19 protein-coding genes are annotated in these 19,775 nt (G+C 34.9%); all 19 read left to right on the top strand.

Annotated elements, in window-relative coordinates:
• The first annotated feature begins 81 nt into the window (after positions 1–81).
• The 19 genes from cysC to L655_RS0117415 all read left to right on the top strand — a co-directional run bounded on the left by cysC (position 82) and on the right by L655_RS0117415 (position 19,704).
• A complete protein-coding gene (gene cysC, locus L655_RS0117500; RefSeq protein WP_024605752.1) occupies positions 82–696 on the top strand; it encodes an adenylyl-sulfate kinase in 615 nt (204 codons plus the stop codon).
• A 1-nt stretch (position 697) separates the two neighbouring features.
• On the top strand, positions 698–1,699 hold the full coding sequence (locus L655_RS0117495; RefSeq protein WP_024605751.1) for a hypothetical protein: 1,002 nt from the start codon (positions 698–700) through the stop codon (positions 1,697–1,699).
• Positions 1,700–1,881: 182 nt separating this feature from the next.
• A complete protein-coding gene (locus L655_RS1000000128110; RefSeq protein ID WP_241764508.1) occupies positions 1,882–2,055 on the top strand; it encodes a four helix bundle protein in 174 nt (57 codons plus the stop codon).
• Positions 2,056–2,254: 199 nt separating this feature from the next.
• Complete coding sequence (gene cysN / locus L655_RS0117490; protein WP_024605750.1) at positions 2,255–3,667, top strand: sulfate adenylyltransferase subunit CysN; 1,413 nt, start codon at positions 2,255–2,257, stop codon at positions 3,665–3,667.
• 30 nt (positions 3,668–3,697) lie between these two features.
• Positions 3,698–4,981, top strand: coding sequence for a flippase (locus tag L655_RS0117485; RefSeq protein ID WP_024605749.1), 1,284 nt, complete (start codon positions 3,698–3,700; stop codon positions 4,979–4,981).
• A gap of 68 nt (positions 4,982–5,049) precedes the next feature.
• Positions 5,050–5,997 (top strand): hypothetical protein, encoded by a 948-nt coding sequence (locus L655_RS0117480; RefSeq protein ID WP_024605748.1) that lies wholly within the window; start codon positions 5,050–5,052, stop codon positions 5,995–5,997.
• Positions 5,994–7,016, top strand: coding sequence for a hypothetical protein (locus L655_RS0117475; protein WP_024605747.1), 1,023 nt, complete (start codon positions 5,994–5,996; stop codon positions 7,014–7,016). Before L655_RS0117480 ends, L655_RS0117475 begins: the two co-directional genes overlap by 4 nt.
• Positions 7,013–7,927, top strand: a complete 915-nt coding sequence (locus L655_RS0117470; RefSeq protein WP_024605746.1) for a glycosyltransferase — start codon at positions 7,013–7,015, stop codon at positions 7,925–7,927. The genes L655_RS0117475 and L655_RS0117470 overlap by 4 nt, the downstream gene beginning before the upstream one ends.
• The gene (locus L655_RS0117465) at positions 7,924–9,057 is read left to right on the top strand and encodes a glycosyltransferase family 4 protein (protein ID WP_024605745.1); all 1,134 of its coding nucleotides are present in this window, start codon (positions 7,924–7,926) and stop codon (positions 9,055–9,057) included. The genes L655_RS0117470 and L655_RS0117465 overlap by 4 nt, the downstream gene beginning before the upstream one ends.
• 362 nt (positions 9,058–9,419) lie before the next feature.
• Positions 9,420–10,364: a hypothetical protein gene (locus tag L655_RS0117460; protein ID WP_125825560.1), complete on the top strand. Its 945-nt coding sequence runs from the start codon at positions 9,420–9,422 to the stop codon at positions 10,362–10,364.
• Positions 10,365–10,746: 382 nt separating this feature from the next.
• Positions 10,747–11,811, top strand: a complete 1,065-nt coding sequence (locus L655_RS0117455) for a glycosyltransferase family 4 protein (protein ID WP_024605743.1) — start codon at positions 10,747–10,749, stop codon at positions 11,809–11,811.
• Positions 11,812–11,818: 7 nt separating this feature from the next.
• Positions 11,819–12,934, top strand: a complete 1,116-nt coding sequence (gmd, locus tag L655_RS0117450) for a GDP-mannose 4,6-dehydratase (protein ID WP_024605742.1) — start codon at positions 11,819–11,821, stop codon at positions 12,932–12,934.
• Between the two features lie 60 nt (positions 12,935–12,994).
• Positions 12,995–13,960 carry a GDP-L-fucose synthase gene (locus L655_RS0117445; RefSeq protein ID WP_024605741.1) on the top strand — a complete coding sequence of 322 codons (966 nt, stop codon included), beginning with the start codon at positions 12,995–12,997 and terminating at the stop codon, positions 13,958–13,960.
• A 1-nt stretch (position 13,961) separates the two neighbouring features.
• On the top strand, positions 13,962–14,438 hold the full coding sequence (locus L655_RS0117440) for a GDP-mannose mannosyl hydrolase (RefSeq protein ID WP_024605740.1): 477 nt from the start codon (positions 13,962–13,964) through the stop codon (positions 14,436–14,438).
• A gap of 1 nt (position 14,439) precedes the next feature.
• On the top strand, positions 14,440–15,846 hold the full coding sequence (locus tag L655_RS0117435; RefSeq protein ID WP_024605739.1) for a mannose-1-phosphate guanylyltransferase/mannose-6-phosphate isomerase: 1,407 nt from the start codon (positions 14,440–14,442) through the stop codon (positions 15,844–15,846).
• A gap of 179 nt (positions 15,847–16,025) precedes the next feature.
• Positions 16,026–17,444: a phosphomannomutase gene (locus L655_RS0117430; protein ID WP_024605738.1), complete on the top strand. Its 1,419-nt coding sequence runs from the start codon at positions 16,026–16,028 to the stop codon at positions 17,442–17,444.
• A gap of 7 nt (positions 17,445–17,451) precedes the next feature.
• Positions 17,452–18,213 carry a glycosyltransferase family 2 protein gene (locus L655_RS0117425; RefSeq protein ID WP_024605737.1) on the top strand — a complete coding sequence of 254 codons (762 nt, stop codon included), beginning with the start codon at positions 17,452–17,454 and terminating at the stop codon, positions 18,211–18,213.
• Positions 18,206–19,144: an SDR family oxidoreductase gene (locus L655_RS0117420; RefSeq protein ID WP_024605736.1), complete on the top strand. Its 939-nt coding sequence runs from the start codon at positions 18,206–18,208 to the stop codon at positions 19,142–19,144. The genes L655_RS0117425 and L655_RS0117420 overlap by 8 nt, the downstream gene beginning before the upstream one ends.
• A gap of 11 nt (positions 19,145–19,155) precedes the next feature.
• Positions 19,156–19,704 (top strand): sugar transferase, encoded by a 549-nt coding sequence (locus L655_RS0117415; RefSeq protein ID WP_024605735.1) that lies wholly within the window; start codon positions 19,156–19,158, stop codon positions 19,702–19,704.
• Positions 19,705–19,775: the final 71 nt, after the last annotated feature.

Genomic DNA, 19,775 nt, shown 5'->3' with positions numbered 1-19,775 from the left:
TCCGATTCAAAAGTTGCAAATTAAGTGGTTTTTTTAAAAGATAAGAGAGAAGGCGCATTCGCCTTTTTATGAGTATAAAATATGACACCATATAAAAACAAAATGAAAAACTCAGATATCGTTTGGCATGAACATGCCGTATCGCATGAAGAGCGTGTGCAATTAAAAAATCAAAAGCCCTTAGTGTTATGGTTTACTGGCTTAAGTGGCTCGGGGAAATCAACCATTGCCAATGCCGTTGAACGCAAACTTATGGCGTTAGGTAAACATACCTACCTCCTTGATGGCGACAACGTTCGTCATGGTTTAAATATAGGATTAACCTTTAGCGATGTCGATCGTGTTGAAAATATTCGCAGAATTGGTGAAGTCGCAAAATTATTCGTCGACTCAGGACAAATTGTATTAACGGCATTCATTTCGCCTTTTATTGCCGATAGAGAGCAAGTTCGCTCACTATTGCGTGATGGGCAGTTTATCGAGGTGTTTGTTGATACGCCGCTTGACGTTTGCGAATCACGTGATCCCAAAGGGCTATATAAAAAGATGAGAGCTGGAGAAATAAAGCACTTTACCGGTATCGATTCTGAATATCAGGCACCGCTAATGCCTGAGATACATCTGAAAACGGCGGAATGTGATATCAATGAATGCGCAGAGCAGGTTCTCATTTACTTAAATTTGGGTGCTAAATAATATGCATTACGACGTATTTAACGGCGATGCCGACGGCATTATTGCCTTGCTCCAATTAAGACTTGCTGAGCCTAAAAATAGCCAATTAATTTCGGGTGTAAAAAGAAATATTAAATTGTTAGCACAAGTTGCTGCTGCGGGGGATGCAAGCTCAGTAACTGTGCTTGATATATCTATGGAGAAAAATAGCAGTGCGTTAAACACCCTGATTGAAAATAAAGTTGACCTTTTTTATTGCGACCATCACCGAGCAGGTGATATTCCTAGATCACAGTATCTAGATACTTTAATTGATTTAGCGCCGGAAACCTGTACCAGCTTGCTGATAAACAAGAAATTAAAAGGGCGTTACATTGCGTGGGCGATTTGTGCAGCCTTTGGTGATAACCTGCTCACTACAGCACAAGGCTTAGCGGCAGAGCAAGGTTACTCGCAAGAAGAGTGTGAATATTTAAAAGAGTTAGGCACACTTATTAACTATAACGGTTATGGTGCAAGTTTAGCTGATTTACATATTCCGCCTGTCACGCTATATCAGCAGCTGTTAGCCTTTGAATCGCCATTTGATTTGCGTAAGGATAAAAATTCACCGTACTTTGTATTAAGACATGGTTATAAAAAAGACTATCAACATGTAGCCACTTTAACTGCAATTCATGATGATGCGACTAGCAGTATATTCGAGTTGCCCTGTGAAGCATGGGCAAGACGTATTAGCGGTGTATTTGGCAATGAACTGGCAAATTTGGCTCCAAGCAAAGCACATTCAGTATTAACCTTAAATGTTAGCGGTAAAAACTATACAGTCAGTGTCAGAGCGCCATTAGCAAATAGAACCGGCGCGGACGAGGTTTGCACGCAGTTTGCAACAGGCGGCGGTAGAAAAGCAGCGGCCGGTATTAATGCTTTACCTTTATCAGAAAAAGCCAAATTCATAAACACCCTAAATCAGTTTTATGGGCAGAAACAGGAACGAGGTTTTAGGAGCAGCGGTAGGCGTTAAACCTTAGAAAAAGTATACGGGTACTTAGGGTCGGGACGCTACGCTTCGAAATGCCAAAATGAAAAGTGATGAATTACGAAACATTGGATGTTTGGCAGCGAAGTGTTAATTTATCAACCTCTATCTAGAATTGATGAAAAATAATCGAGATTTAGATTCTAAAGATAAAATTTGTCGAAGTAGTGTATCTGTTCCTAGTAATTATTGCAGATGGATGTGAACACATCCATCTGAAAGAGAAAATTAATTTTCTGTCTATTGCTAAAGACTCTCTTGGGAAGCTAAAAACACAAATTGTTATAGGTAGTCGGATTGGTTATACACCACTGGATTATACTAAGCAATTGAAAAGGTGAGTGTGGGGTATTATCTAAAATGTTAGGTGCACTAATCGCTCACAACAAAAATCGAATATAAATACAGGTGGTCGTTGTTTGACCTCACTTTGTGAGAGAAGTACTATCGACTCCTTGGAACTATTTTACGAAGCGGTTTTAGCTTTTCGCTTTGCAAAGCGTCCTAAAACCCCGCTTTCTTAATTTACAAAGGAAAAACATGTCACACTCCTCTGAATTAATCGCAACCAATATTGAAGCATATTTAAAAGTCCATGAAAACAAAGGTTTATTACGTTTTATCACCTGTGGCAGTGTAGACGATGGTAAATCAACATTAATTGGCCGTTTGTTGTTTGACAGTAAATTAATTTATGAAGATCAGATGGCGGCGATTGAAAAAGACTCGCAAAAATTCAATACCACAGATGACTCTTTTGATTTGTCTTTATTAGTTGATGGCCTCCAGTCTGAGCGTGAGCAAGGCATTACCATTGATGTAGCATACCGTTATTTTTCAACGGATAAACGTAAATTCATTATTGCAGACACTCCTGGGCATGAACAGTACACGCGTAACATGGTGACGGGCGCTTCAACCTGTGATTTGGCGATTGTTATAGTCGATGCAAGACATGGCATACAAACCCAAACGCGCCGCCATAGCTTTATCTGCAGCTTGTTGGGGATCAAGCATGTTATCGTTGCCATAAATAAAATGGATTTAATGGACTATAGCCAAGATGTTTATCAGCAAATAAAGGCTGATTATCGTGAAATGGCCAAAGACTTTAATATAAAAGATATCCGTTTTGTGCCCATCTCGGCTTTAAAAGGTGACAATGTAGTGACACAAAGTGAAGCTATGGATTGGTATCCAGGTGCAACGCTGATGAAACTGCTTGAAACGGTTAAAGTCGAGAAAGATAAAAATACTGAGCATATGCGTTTTCCGATACAATATGTGAATCGCCCGAACCTGAATTTCCGCGGTTTTTGTGGCACATTAGCTTCTGGCGTTATTGCGGTGGGAGATGAAATTAAAGTCTTACCTTCAGGTAAGACATCAACTATTAAAGCGATTCATACGCCCTTTGGTGAAAAACCACAGGCGCAGTGTGGCATGGCAATAACATTGACGCTAAACGATGAAATCGATATTTCGCGTGGTGATATGATCGTTCATTCCGATAATAGTGCCAAGGTCACCAATCAATTTGATGCACAGTTGGTTTGGATGGATGAAACTCCATTACGCGCTCACAAAGAGTATCTGTTTAAGTTCGCGACTAAATCATGTACGGGTAAAGTCGCTAACATTTTACATAAGACTGATGTGAACACTATGGTAGAAAATGCAAGTCATATCGACACATTGGCACTCAATGAAATTGCCTTAGCAAATGTTGTTTTGTCAGAGAGTTTCGTTATTGATTGTTATCAAGACTTTGCCCAAACGGGGGCATTTATTATCATCGACCGCTTTAGTAATGTAACAGTTGGTGCGGGTATGGTCGCAAAGGTTGATGATCATGCACCGGAAGCTGTTGCTCGAGTCTACTCGCAAGCAGAATATGAGTTGAATACTTATATCTGCAAACATTACCCTGAGTGGGGGTGTAAACGTGTTTAATAATGAGCTAAGTGATGGATTTGAGTTGCTATGAACCAATCCGTTTCACTGTATCGTAAATTCATGGGAACTGCTGCGCTAATGGTAATTAGTCGTGGTTTAGTTATGGTGTCAGGAATTATTTTTGCTCGATACTTAGGCCCCGAACAGTATGGGCTTTATAGTTTTGCATTGGCTATTATTGCTATTGCAACGTTACCTGTCGTAGCGGGGTTACCTACTTTACTCACAAGAGAAGTTGCGAATTACCACTTAGAAAAGAAGTGGGATCTTTTAAATGGAGTTATGAAGTGGTCAAGATTTTATGTGCTGGGGTTTTCACTAATCATAGCCACTATTATGTGCCTAGCCTTGTACTTTGGCTTTTTTGATATCACATTATCCAATCTTCTGTGGTGCGCTGTTTTGTTAGTCCCTGCTAGGGGGATGCTAACACAGCAGGGAGCAATATTAAACGGCTTCAGACAACCTATTAAGGCGCAATTACCGACTCAATTACTTGTGCCACTTATAACTTTAATACTTGTAATTTTACTTTTTTTTTGGAGTGTAGACTTAACCGGAAGTAAATTGATAACTATTTCTGTATTGGCGTCTATCATTGCTTTTTTTGTGAGTGGGCTTTTATTAAATAGGGTAATTGAATCGAATACGAAAATAAGTAGAACTAAATATAATATAAAAAATTGGCACTCCTCATTATTGCCTTTTACTATAATGTCTTTTATCAGTACGCTAAATACTGAGTTAGCAAGCATTTTATTAGGGTGGCTAGTAGATAATGAGTCTGTTGCATATTTTAAGGTTGCAATGCAAGCTGTAGGTTTAATTGCTTTGGGGGCATACTCAATAAATGCAGTTATAATGCCTAATGTTGCTCGTTTATATAAAAAAGAAGATCTGGAGGGAACTCAAGCATTGTTGACTAAAAGTGTGAGGTTAAGTGCGTTAATTTCGTTACCGATGATTTTCTTCCTTATCATTTTTGGTGAATTCACTATTGAGTTGCTGTTCGGTAAAGAATACTTACAAGCCTACCCTATCTTAGTTATTTTATGTCTCGGCCAGCTTTTCAATGTATCAACAGGGTCGGTTGGATTGGTATTGAATATGACCGATAATGAGAAGAGTGCATTAAAGTCTCTTTATGTAACACTGATATTAAACTTGGTTCTTCTTGCTGTTCTTGTCCCATTATATGGCGGTGTAGGAGCAGCGATAGCGGTCTCCTTAAGTTTGGTTTGTTGGAATGTATTGATGGCTGTTGATGTTTGGAGGCTAACTGGTTTGAAGCCATGGCTCAGGCCAAGTTAAATTGGTTTTTTAGTTTATATTTAAAATAACTATCTTCATTTTTAGTCTGGTAAATTAAGGGTTTAATTTTGTTAGAATCATTATCTCTAATTGAAAAGTTAGCATCTAATAATAGCAATATTAACGGGGTTGATATAATAGATAATATTTTTTGTAAGTATTATCTTAAAGGGAAATCGACTCCATTAGTTATAACATTCTCTAATTCCGGTTCAGTTACTAAATATACAGACTTACAGAGTAAAACTTATTCTCCTTGGGGGTTTAACTTTATAAAAAAAAGTGGGTTTAGTGTTATTTCATTTTCGTGCATTGATGTTAACTCATGGTATAAAAGTGATACTTTTTGTTCGTATATTGAGCAGTTGGGGGAGGCAATTAATGAGTTTCAAATTAAACTTGGATATGGGGGGAGCATGGGGGGGTATGCTGTAGGATGTTTTAGCACTCCTCTAAAGTTACAGCGGATTCTCATATTCAACCCTATAAGTACTTTAAATTTTGAAAAGTCTAAATGGGACAATAGGTTTCAGTTAGATAGGTCTAATTTAGACTGGAATACAAGATACTCTGATTCAGCAATAGGTAATACGCCAGGTTACGTCGTTTATGATCATTTATTCAATTTAGATCGATTACATGCCTTAAGGTACAAAAATCTGTCCCAAATACGTGTATTTGGATTTGGCCACGGAGTGCCCACTCATTTAAAAGAATTAAGCTTGTTAAGTAAATTTGTTCTTGATTTTATAAACAACGAGATTGATCTAATTTGTTTTTATAAACAAATTAGACAGAAAAGAGGTTACCTGGGTTATTATAATTGGCTTTTAAGTTCAGAAAATACACACTTGTCGCCTAAAAGAAAAAGAGTTATTAAATATTACAGAAATCGTTTTGTAGATCTAAATGAAAATTTTTCATTTACAGATAAGCTTATCATTAAATTAGGTTTTTATAACACGTTTGTGCGTATAAAAAATCGTATTATAAAAGGGCTCAAGAACTCATTATGAGAAAATTAATATTACATATAGGTACACATAAAACAGGTACGAGTTCAATTCAAGAAACTTTGCATGAGAATAATGAGCTTCTTGGTTCTAAAGATTGGATCTATTTCTGTGCAGGTAAAGGAGGAAAGGTTTGTAGTATTGAGCCTAATTGTAATTCCTGGGTAAATTTCATAGGTGATAAGCATACATTTGAAGCAGGGTTAGACACAGCATTTTATGATGAGTTAAGTAAGTTGGACAATACAAAGAATGTAATTGTGTCGTCGGAAGAATTGTCATTTATTTTTTCGAGCAGAGTAATAAATAACATTAAAAAAGAGCTATCAAAAATATTCGATTTGATAGAAATTGTTGTTTACTTTAGACGACAGGATGATTTTCTAATTTCACATTATCAACAAGGGTTTAGAGCATTTAACTCGACAGCTGCAAAATTCTATGGTCGTTCATTGTCTCCTACTCCAAATTTCAATGAGTATTTTGATAAGTATTTAGACTATAATCACAAGGTCAAAATTTGGTCCGAAAGTTTTGGTGAAAAAAATATTATTGTGAGATGGTTCGACAAGAACACTATGCATAATGGGGACCCGTCATCTGACTTTTTTAATATTCTGGGTTTGAATGTACCTAAATCTAATTCTAATAAAACAGTGAATATAGGGCTAAATAAATACCAGTTACTCAATAATTACTGTTTTTTACAATTTGAAGGGAAAGCTAGTTATTATCTAATGAACTTTTTTTCAAAAGGCTTAGCAGAGCAAGGAAATATTAAATATCTTCCATCCTTCGATGAAGGTAAAATGATAATGGATAGATACTGCTCTTCCAATGCTGAGTTGTTTGATAAAGCAAATATTAATGAGGTAATTGAATATAGAGCTTACCCAGAAGTAAGTACCGATTATAATGAAAAAGATATTGTTCTATTATATAATAATTTTATCGCTAGTTTGCTTAAGATTCCAGTTTTACTTTTAGCTAAAGTGTTTATCTTAAAGGTGCTTGGTAAATGATAAGGTTATCTATTGTAATTCCTACTTTTGGTAGGCCTGATAAGCTATTGAAATTGTTGACTAGCATCCCATGCAATACTGAAGTAGAAATTATCGTTGTAGATGATAATGGTTTGAATACAGAGAATCAAAAGTTAACAAAGCAAAAGCTAGAATCTATTCCTTATCGTAATATTACTTATAAAGCTCTTATCACAAATAGTGGCGCATCTATTGCTAGAAACGAGGGGGTTGAGATCTCATCTGGAAGATTAGTTACATTCTTAGATGACGATGACTTACTACTTTATAGTGCACTATTAAAGAAAGTTGATTTTTTTGAAAAAAATTTTGATAATTATGACATCGTTTGTAACGATATGTTAATCAAACACGAAGGTGAAATACCTGAAAAAAGATTGAGGCCTTCAAGACGCTTTATAGGCCAAGATGCCTTAACTTTTTTAACTTCAGGAGTTTGTTATTCTCCTATGATTATGATAAAAAAAAGTAAATATATAGAATTAAATGGCTTCCCTAAAGTTTCCTTCTTTCAAGATCATAATTTCATGCTCAATGCTCATTTGAAAAATTGCAGAGTCGGTGTTTTTACCAGTCCAACCTTTTATCACGTAACTCACTTAGGGCCAAGAATTTCAAAAAATAAGCGCTCAAATTTTGATGGAATTGAACTTCGAATCGCCCAAGAAAATATGTTAGCAGAAAAGTTAGGTATTAAAGGCAAGTTATTATCAAAAATAAAGTACTCACAAAGTAAATTTGTGGTTCTCCTAAACCTAAAAAATGTAAGCCGTTTTATAGACTTATTAAAAGCTTGGTATTTATACAATTTTAAAAAAGTGTATTCATTTAGGTCGTTTTGTCACAGTATATATTATTTGTACTTTCTCATATTGGATATAAAGAAATGAAAATATTATTAATTAATAATATACCTACTCCATATAGAACCTATTTATTTGATAAAATGACAGAACTATTAGATATTAATAGTTCTATTGAAATATTCTATCAGTTTGAGAAAGAGGTTGAGAGGCACTGGGAGCTAGACAGAAGTAAGTTCAAACATAACCATACATTTTCATCGAAAGTTTTATTTGGAAATAACAAATATTATGGTTTTAAGGCAATAAACATAGATTTATTAAGATATGATTTTAGCCATTATGATTTTGTTATTTTCTCACCGCTTATGAGCGTTGGTAATATGTTGCTTTCACAAATAATACCTGGTCATAAGCAAATCCATTGGATTGAATCCAATTTTGATAGTTTGACTCACGATAGCTACATTGCTAAGTTAGTTAAAAAATTATGTTTAAGGAAACCTGAAAATTTTTTAGTTCCAGGATCTAAATCGGTCGATTATATTTCATCTTTTAACTCTAATTATAATAATAATTATATTAACTTCCCAAACCTGATTGATTTTCATAAATTTTCAAGCTTACGAAAAACTAATAAATCAGAATTAAGAACTAGAAATAAGCTTAGTAGTAGTACTCGTGTATTTACTATAATTGGAGAGGTATGTTTTAGAAAAGGGTCAGATAATATAATCCCTTTAATAAAAAGGCTTTCTGGTGATTTCCATTTCTTTATATTAGGCACAGGTGACCTTTTAAATAAAATAAATTCTGAAGTGGAGGACTCCCATCTTCAAAGCAAAATCTCTGTAATAGGACAAGTCAATCAAGAAAAGGTCATCGAATATTTATCTATGTCAGACTTTTTCTTACATCTTGCACGTAAAGACCCATCGCCACTCGTTTGCATTGAAGCTTGTACTACGGGATTGCCAATGGTAATTTCAGAGCAAACAGGCAATGTTAGAGAGGTTGTTACTGATAATGGTTTTACTTTTAACGCAAATGATCTAGATTCAATTTTTGATGTTGTAGTAAGGTGTATTAATATGGATGGAAAAGAATTAGATAAATTACGTGAGAACTCTATATCTCTTTCAGATAAAAATTTTGATCCTAACAAAGTGATTAATAACCTTTATGAGCAACTTAAGTTTATTAAAGGTGTAATTTGATAAAACAAAAAAGCAGAGATATATATCTTTTTGGCAGATATATCCAAGCCTTGATTATAATATTTATAACAGCCTTAGTTTTAATAAATGAAACAGTTAAGTTCGATACTATCTCTTTTTTATTCATACTGCTAATAATACAATCTGTATTATTAATATTTTTTGTTAGCGAAAACCTCACTTTACACAGCCTATATTATATATTTTCATTTTTTTTCTATTCACTAGTTCCATATATTGAATATCAAACAGGTACTATTTACTGGACAAATTTATATTTCAATGAATTCGCATATTATATAGTTAATATATTTCTATTATCTTTTAACTTTTTTCTGTGTTTCCTTTTTAGAAGTTCAAGGATGGAAAAACAATTCACTGGCAGCTTTTATGTTGTAAATTCGAAAGGGTTTTATAAGCTTTTAGCTTTGTTATTAATTGCTATCTCATTGATTGTTAAGCTTTACCTTGTTGATTTTAATGTCCTTAGAGCTTTCTATAATAGTAATTATTTTGATATTGAAGTTGAATATACCCCTATTAGATTAGTTCTTGCTACAATATCTACATACTTACCTTTATTAATTTTAATTATTTTTAATAAAAAAAATAAAGTTATTTTTTATTTTTCAATTTTAGTGATCATATTTAATTCGTTTCCTACATCGACACCTAGGTTTGTTGTAGCTTCTTTATATATTCCTATTTTAATTATTTTATTTCCAAAATTAATCAAAGGAACAAAGTTTTGTTATTTAATGTTGCTCTCCTTGCTGCTTATTTTTCCATTTTTGGAAAACTTTAGGAATTACTCGGATGGAGATAAACTTACTTTTATTCCTACAAGAACATTTTTTCTCAATGGTCATTTTGATTCTTACCAATCTCTTTTGAGAGTTGTTTCGGAAAATATAATTACTTATGGAGAGCAATTAATTGGTAATTTACTCTTCTTTATTCCTAGAGAAGTATGGCCTGATAAATCTATTGGAAGTGGGCATTTTATGGCGCAAAAATTAGGTTATTCATTCGAAAATATTTCAATGAACTTTTTCGGTGAAGCGTATATTAATTTTGGTGTTTTAGGTTTGATTATATATGGGGGGGGGGCCGCATTTGTCCTAACTAAAATAGAGATTAATAGAAAAAACAATCCAATTTTCCACTTTATTAAAATAATCATGATCGGTTTTATTATTATGTTTCTTCGTGGTGACTTCCTAGTGGTTTATTCTAAGTTATTTACAATTATAGTTATGTTTTATTTCGTCTCAAAGATATTTATATTAAAATCGAAGAATCGTTAGTGGTGTAATCTAGTAAATTTTAACTATTGACTCTTGTTGTCGTGTTTATTTTACTTATTAATTAGGTGAGATTATAACTTCCTAATTAGTGAATTTAATTTTTTAATTTAAACAACATTATTTTAAGGATAATTATTTATTAAGCTATAAGGTAATCCCCCGAAAAATAATAGTAGCCAGAAGTAGGGTTTTTTGTAATTTATACGCGAGCCAATAAAACTTAGTATCAATCGGGCAAGGCAATGGACGCTAAATAAGCTATTAGGTTACTTTAATTGTTAGCGATTATATTTTTTATAAACAGCAAGCATTAGGTTTAACCTAGAACATTATTTCTAATTAGAGTTATATCTATAATAACTTCTAAAAAGGTAGAGATTGAGTGAAGAAAGTATTGATATATGGTGAGTTTCCTGAGTATATACAGCATGGTGTAAGTATTTCTAACCGAATAAATTCAACTATGTTGTCTGATAATGACTTTGAAGTGAATGAAGTTGTAGAGCCTAGCTTTTTTGGTTGCGGAAGATTTAAAGTTTGTCTTTTGAGTTTTTTTAGTGTTTTCTCATCATTGTTTAAGATATTTAAGTTCAGGCAGAGTGATTGTTTTTATCTTAATTTACCAACTTCTGTACTTGGTATAATTCGGGTATTTATATTAGTCACATGGTTTTCAATTATTAATAAAGAAGGGAAAATTGTCCTTCATTTACATAGAGGCGATTTTAGGCAATTCTATTCGCCTCTTAAAGGTTTCTTAAAGTTTCTAGTTAGATCTACCTTTAAGCGTATAGATTGTATGTTTGTCTTATCAAAAAAATATGAAGTTTATTTCCATGAGCAATTTGGATTAAAGTGCATTTTACTAAATAATTGCATTGAAGAAATCTTTGAGACACTAATTATTCCAGAAAATGATAAGTCGCATTCAAATACTAAGCTGCTTTATTTGAGCAACGTTATTAAAGAAAAGGGGATCTTTGACTTATTAGAAGCACTAAAAGATACGAATGGAAAATATGAATTAACTGTTTGTGGTAAATTTAAAGATGTTAGCACAAAGGTATTGTTTTTTAGGATGGCTAAGGGTTTGAATGTAAATTATCTAAATTCGGTTTCAGGGAAAGAAAAAGTAAGCCTTATAGATGCACATGATATCTTCGTATTACCATCTCATAATGAAGGTCAACCTCTTTCTATAATTGAGGCGATGGCAAGAGGTAAGGTAATTATTGCTACCGATGTTGGATTTATTAAAGAAATGTTTTGGGAGTCATACCCTTTAATTATAAAGCCTAATCAGAAAAAAAAATTGATCGATGCCTTACATTCTTCCTTCGAACTTACCCATGATATTTCTTTAAGAAATAGGCTCATTGAGCAATATCTTCAAAATTTTTCTAGAGCAGCTCGAGTAAAGAGTTTGTTATCAATTTTCAATTTATAGGTGTTACATGAAAAAAGCATTAATTACAGGCGTCACCGGTCAAGATGGCTCTTATTTAGCTGAGTTATTATTAGAAAAAGGCTATGAGGTTCACGGTATAAAACGTAGAGCATCTAGCTTTAATACCGAGCGAATTGATCACATTTATCAAGATGTTCATGAATCTAATCCTAAGTTTTTTTTACATTATGGTGATTTAACCGATACGTCTAATTTAACGCGTATTTTAAAAGAAGTAGAACCTGATGAGGTATATAACTTAGGCGCGCAGAGCCATGTTGCAGTATCTTTTGAGGCGCCAGAATATACAGCTGATGTTGATGCTATTGGCACGTTACGCTTGCTTGAGGCTATTCGCTTCTTAGGGCTTGAAAAGAAAACTAAGTTTTATCAAGCATCTACCTCTGAGCTCTATGGTGAAGTACAAGAAATCCCACAAAAAGAAACTACACCATTTCACCCACGTTCACCTTATGCTGTTGCAAAAATGTATGCCTATTGGATTACAGTAAATTACCGTGAATCATATGGTATGTATGCATGTAATGGTATTTTATTTAACCATGAATCACCGCGTCGTGGTGAAACATTTGTAACTCGTAAAATTACGCGTGGTTTAGCTAATATTTCTCAAGGTTTAGAAAAGTGTTTATACCTTGGAAATATGGATGCACTACGTGATTGGGGGCATGCTAAAGATTATGTCCGCATGCAATGGATGATGTTACAGCAAGATAAGGCAGAAGATTTTGTTATTGCTACGGGTAAACAAATATCTGTACGTCAATTTATTACTCTTTCTGCTAAAGAGTTGGGCATTACGCTTAACTTTACAGGAGAAGGCGTTGACGAAATCGCTACAGTTGAAAGTATTGAAGGCTGTAATGCTCATGCTCTAACTGTGGGTGATGTGATTGTGAAGGTTGATCCTCGCTATTTCCGTCCTGCTGAAGTTGAAACGCTATTAGGTGACCCAACAAAAGCAAAAGAAAAACTAGGGTGGGTACCGGAAATAACAGTTGAAGAGATGTGTGCTGAAATGGTGAAAAATGATTTAGCAAAAGCTAAGCAACATTTGTTATTGAAAGAGCATGGATATAAAGTTAACGTATCTGCTGAATAATTTTATTGTATCGCTAATAAAACAACCCAGCTTTATGCTGGGTTTTGTTATGGAATAAATATGAACAAAAAACGTATATTTGTTGCTGGCCATAATGGGATGGTTGGTAGTGCGATTGCTCGGCAGCTAGAGGGAATGAGTGATGTTGAAGTTGTAACTCGTTCAAGAGGTGAGCTTAACTTACTTAGCCAAACTGACGTACAAGCCTTTTTTAATGAAAATGATATCGTTCAGGTTTATTTAGCCGCAGCTAAAGTTGGTGGCATTGTCGCTAATAGTATTTACCCAGCTGAGTTTATTTATGAGAATCTTACAATACAAAATAACATCATTCATAGCGCACATGTCGCTGGTGTAAATGATTTGTTGTTTCTAGGTTCATCGTGTATTTACCCTAAGCTTGCTGTACAACCAATGCGAGAAAGTGCGTTACTCACAGCTACATTAGAACCAACCAATGAGCCCTATGCCATAGCTAAAATTGCAGGTATAAAAATGTGCGAATCTTATAATCGCCAATATGGTCGTAATTATCGCTCAGTAATGCCCACCAATTTATATGGCGAGAATGATAATTTTCACCCTCAAAATTCACATGTTATTCCTGCTTTAATTCGTCGTTTTCATGAAGCTAAATTAGCTGGAGAATCTAAAGTAGTTGCGTGGGGATCGGGTAAGCCCATGCGCGAGTTTTTGCACGTAGATGATATGGCCGCCGCATCAATTCATGTTATGAATTTAAATAGTGATGTTTATAAAAACAATACACAAGATATGCTGAGCCATATAAATGTAGGAACGGGGGTTGATTGTACTATTCGTGAATTAGTTGAAACCGTTGCGAAAGTAACAGGTTTCGATGGTGATATTGAATTTGACAGTTCTAAACCTGATGGTGCCCCACGTAAATTAATGGACGTTTCTCGCCTTAAGTTACTTGGTTGGGAGTATTCTATTAATTTAGAAGATGGTTTAAAAGCAACTTATGATTGGTTTTTAGATAATCAACACAGTTTTAGAAAGTAATATGTTTTTAGATAAAGCAACATTTTCAACGGTAGTTGATAGCACACCTTTGGTATCTATTGATTTAGTTGTTATTAACGAGCAAGGACAAGCGTTGTTGGGGGAGCGATTAAATCGTCCAGCACAAGGTTATTGGTTTATTCCTGGGGGCCGAATTCTTAAGCATGAGTCACTAGAGAGTGCATTTAAAAGGCTCACCCTTAATGAATTAGGTTATGAGTTGAACATTAAAGATGCTGAACTGCTTGGTCCATATGATCACTTTTATGGCGATAGTGTATTTGGTGAGTCTATAAAAACACATTATGTTGCTATTGCTTATGTTGTAAGAGCCTCAGAAAAACAGCTAAGTAACTTACCTATAAATGAGCAACACGGCTGCTATGAATGGTTTGATATGGACGCTATCAGTAATAATGAAAAAGTACATATTCATACTAAATGGTACTTTGACGCAATAACTGCAAAAGGAATTTAAAATGATTTTACCAGTAATTATGGCCGGTGGTTCAGGCACTCGTTTATGGCCACTTTCTCGTGGGAATTACCCAAAACAATTTTTGGCGTTACACGGCGAGCAAACAATGTTACAAAACACATTGAACCGGTTAAATGGGTTAACCCATAGTCCCGCTATGCTAATTTGTAATGAAGAGCATCGCTTTATTGCTGCGGAACAAATTCGTCAGTTAGGTGTTGATCATAGTGGCATATTTTTAGAGCCAGTAGGGCGTAATACAGCACCAGCTATTGCTCTCGCTGCATTTAAAGCGATTGAGCAAGGTAAAGACCCGCTATTATTAGTATTAGCTGCTGATCACGTAATTGAAGATACAGTTGCTTTTCAGAAAAGTGTGCATGAGGCAGCTCAACTCGCTATACAAGATAAGCTAGTTACATTTGGTATTGTCGGAAATAAGCCCGAAACAGGATATGGCTATATTAAGCGTGGTCAGCAATTTAACACTGGTTTTGTGGTAGATGCATTCGTAGAAAAACCAGATTCAAATACCGCTGAACAATATATACAGAGCGGTGATTATTATTGGAATAGCGGCATGTTTTTATTTAAAGCGAGTCGTTATTTAAATGAGCTTGAAGCTTATCGCCCGGATATTTATGCTGCATGTGAAAAAGCCATGCAAAACCAAAATAATGATTTAGATTTTATTCGTATAGATAAAGAATCATTTGAAGCATGCCCTGACGAGTCTGTTGATTACGCGGTAATGGAGCAGACGAAAGATGCCGTAGTTGTCCCTATGGATGCCGGTTGGAGCGATGTTGGCGGGTTTTCTGCATTATGGGAAGTATCACAACAAGACGAAAACGGTAATGCGTTTACGGGGGATGTAAAAGCCGTTAATACTAAAAATACTCTGGTATTAGCTGAGGACAAACTTGTTGCCACCGTTGGTGTTGAAGATTTAGTGATAGTAAATACTAAAGATGCCATATTGGTCGCACATAAAAACCAATCACAATATGTAAAAAGCATTGTTAATGAGTTAAAAGTTGAACAGCGATCTGAAGCACTGATACATCGAGAAGTATATCGTCCTTGGGGTAAATATGACTCCGTGGATAATGGCGAGCGTTTCCAAGTTAAGCGTATTACAGTAAAACCAGGAGCTAAGCTATCAGTACAAATGCATCATCATCGCGCTGAACACTGGATTGTGGTTTCGGGGACTGCTAAGGTGCTAATTGATGATACTGAACAGTTTGTAACTGAAAATGAATCTGTTTATATCCCAATTACTGCCGTTCATGCATTGGAAAACCCAGGCAAAGTTGATTTAGAGCTGATAGAAGTTCAGTCCGGTTCATACTTAGGTGAAGATGATATTGTACGCTTTGAAGACCGTTACGGCAGAGTAAAGTAAACCTTCTAGCTGCAATGTTAGAAGTAATGTTTAGGCTGTAATTAAATTATTGTGTGGTGTTAATTTTTATACCACACATCCCATTCTTCCCCTAAAAGCTAACTTTACTTAAATAAAAATAATCATTGGTGTATGAATGGCTTTTTGTTTTTATAAATAAAAAAGAATTCGGTAATATTATGGATAAAAAATTAATAAGTTCAGAAATGATTGCCACAAGTGGAATAGCTTTTGGTACAAGTGGAGCTCGAGGTTTAGTTGTCGACTTTACTCCAGATGTAAGTGCGGCGTTTGCTATCGCATTTATTAACTCTATTAAAGATGATTTCTCTTTTAGTACTGTGGCTATCGCCATTGATAACCGCCCTAGTAGTTATGAAATAGCTCAAGCTTGTGTTAAGGGTTTAGATGAATTAAATATAAGAGTTGTTTTTTATGGTGTGTTACCTACACCAGCATTGGCGTATAAAGCAATGCACGATGGTATGCCAAGTATAATGGTAACGGGCAGCCATATTCCTTTTGATCGCAATGGGCTTAAGTTTTATCGTCCAGATGGAGAAATTACCAAGCAAGATGAGAAAGCTATTTTAAATAAAGTTGTACTATATACTTCAATTGATACAGATAGCTATGTTGAATTGACTCAAAATAATGCCGCAAAAATTGCATATATTACGCGTTATTCTGAATTGTTTGACGCTCAAACCTTATCAGGTAAAAAAATAGGTATTTATGAACACTCTAGTTCAGGACGTGATATCTATAAGCAATTATTTGAGGAACTCGGTGCTGAGGTTATAAGCTTAGAGCGTAGCGATGTATTTGTTCCTATAGACACTGAAGCAGTATCTGATAGCGATAAACAAAAAGCGATAGGCTGGTCACAGCAATATGGTTTTGATGCAATATTTTCAACCGATGGTGATGGTGACCGTCCACTTATTGCTGATGAGTTCGGAAATTGGCTTCGCGGTGATATTTTAGGGCTTTTGTGTAGTCAGTTATTAAATATAGATTCATTAGCTGTACCTGTAAGTTGTAATACTGCTATTGAAAAGTCGAACATATTTAAGCAAGTTATACGTACAAAAATAGGTTCACCTTATGTTATTGCTGAATTTGCAACGTTAAATAAAGACAATGCTCGTGTAGCTGGGTTTGAAGCAAATGGAGGATACCTATTAGGCTCTGATATTGAGTTTAATGGTAAGCAATTAGCCGCACTTCCTACACGAGATGCAGTCCTACCGGCACTTGTATTATTAGCTCAAAAAGAGTCAATATCGCAACAACTTGCCAAGTTACCTAAGCGTTTTACTGCGAGTGATAGGCTGCAAAACTTTCAAAAAGAGCAAAGTCTTGCGGTAATTAACGAGCTAAAACATGATCCCTCTGCTTTCTTAGCCAAGCTAGGGTATGAATTTGCGTATGACGTTAATACAACCGATGGATTGCGAATCACAGTCGAAAATGGAGATGTTGTACATTTGAGACCTTCAGGAAACGCTCCTGAGTTGCGTTGTTACGCTGAATCGAGTTTTGAAGAAAAAGCTAAGAATTTAGTCACAGCTACTTTTGGTTTAATTCAACCCTAGGAAATAAATGAAAGTTTCAATAATCACGGTTTGTTATAACAGCGCAGTAACCATTGAAGATACTATTATTTCGGTGTTGTCTCAAAATTATAAAAATATTGAGTATATAGTCATTGATGGTGGTTCGAGTGATGCAACTTTAGATATTATTAATAAATACCGCGAGCAAATTAGTATCGTAATCAGCGAGCCTGATAAAGGCATTTATGATGCTATGAATAAAGGCATTAAAAATGCGACAGGTGATATTGTTGGTATTTTAAATTCAGATGATTTTTATGAAACTAAAGACGTAATTACTGAAATTGTAAATAACTTTGACGTAGATACAGATATAGTATTCGGCGATCTTATTTTTGTGAAGCCAGAAAATATTGAAAAAATCACTCGTTTTTATTCTTTGCCTCACTTCAAAGCCTGGAAGTTGAGATTCGGTTGGATGCCACCTCACCCGGCAACATTTATTAAAAAGCCAGTTTATGATAAATATGGCCTGTATAAAATCAACTATAAAATATCGGCTGACTATGAAGTGTTTGTTCGGTTTTTATTAGTTAATAAAGTTAACTTTAAACATATTAATAAAGTTTTGGTGAGAATGAGGGATGGAGGCGTTAGTACCTCTGGTCTGAAAAGCTCACTAACCTTAAATAAAGAAATAGTAAAAGCCTGTGAAGAAAATGGAATATACACTAATATCTTTATTTTAATGTCAAAACTTCCTTTTAAATTGTTAGAGCTGTTGAAGAGGCCTAAAGTTAATGGCTAATGTTTTAATTACTGGTGCTACAGGCTTTGTTGGTAATCATTTAAAGGAAGCAATTAATAATAGCTATTCTTTAAAGTTACTTAGCCGCACTGGCTTACAGGCAGAAAATCACTTTAATGCAGATATAACCAAAGATACTGATTACTTAAATATATTGAATGGTATTGATATTGTAATACATTGTGCTGCCAGAGTTCATATTATGGATGATGCGGCAAGCGAGCCCCTAAGCGAGTTTAGAGCTGTTAATACAGAAGGTACGCTTAATCTAGCTAAACAAGCAGCTCAGGAAGGTGTTAAACGTTTCATTTTTGTGAGCTCTATAAAAGTTAATGGTGAAAGTACTACTGACAAAACTTCGTACGCAGCATCTGATGTCTCACAACCTGAAGGCCCATATGGTATATCTAAAGCTGAAGCTGAGCAGCAGTTATTAGAGTTAGGTAAAAAAACAGGGATGGAGATAGTAATTATTCGGCCTCCACTTGTTTATGGTGAGGGTGTAAAAGCAAACTTTGCTTCGTTAATGCGATTTGTTGGTAAGGGTTTACCGCTGCCTTTTAGGGCAATTAAAAAGAATAAGCGTAGCTTAGCGTCAGTCTATAATTTGGTTGACTTAATAAAAGTTTGTATAGAACATCCAAAAGCAGCAAATCAAGTTTTTTTAGTCAGTGATGATAATGATTTATCAACCGCTGAAATGGTTGCATTAATGGCGAAAGTTCAAGGTAAGAACAACTTGGCGTTACCAGTGCCAGTTTGGTGCTTTAAAGTAGCGGGCAAATTGCTTAACAAGAGCGATGTGATTGATAGGCTTACAGGCTCTCTTCAGTTAGATATTGCTCATACAAAAAATACCCTTGATTGGAAACCACCATACTCAGTTGAACATGGTTTTAAACTTGCGGCTAGAACCTCAAAAAATAACTAATGGATTTATAAATGATACGTTTACTGGACTTTTTGTTTTCACTCTTTGGTTTGTTATTTGCATTACCATTTTTAGTGATTTTATACATTATTGGCTTGTTTGATACAGGCTCGCCTATATTTACACAAGAGCGTGTTGGGCGTAATAAAAAACCATTTACATTGGTTAAGTTTAGAACCATGACAGTTGATACAGCATCAGTAGCTAGTCATTTAGCATGCACAGCTTCAATTACTTCATTTGGTGGCTTTTTACGTAAAACTAAGCTTGATGAACTTCCACAACTTTGGAATGTGCTAAAAGGTGAAATGAGTTTAGTTGGCCCTCGACCAGGTTTGTTTAACCAAGCGGAGTTAACTCAAGCACGTGAAGCTAAAAATGTGTTTGCAGTACGCCCTGGCATTACAGGTTTAGCTCAAGTAAACGAGATTGATATGTCTACGCCTGAACTACTTGCTAAAACAGACCGTGAAATGATTGATACTCTCACAATTGGTAATTATTTTAAATATATACTAATGACGGTTGCAGGTAGTGGCAGTGGTGATAGGGTTAAATAGCGCTAGATAGCTTACTGTTTATAATGGTAGATTATGCCCAATTGTAATATCTATTAGGCCTAAATTTCTGT

Source organism: Pseudoalteromonas sp. TAE79 (assembly GCF_000498015.1).
Classification (GTDB): domain Bacteria; phylum Pseudomonadota; class Gammaproteobacteria; order Enterobacterales; family Alteromonadaceae; genus Pseudoalteromonas.
Note: the sequence above shows the minus strand (reverse complement) of the source record. Positions and strands in the feature narration are given on the sequence as shown.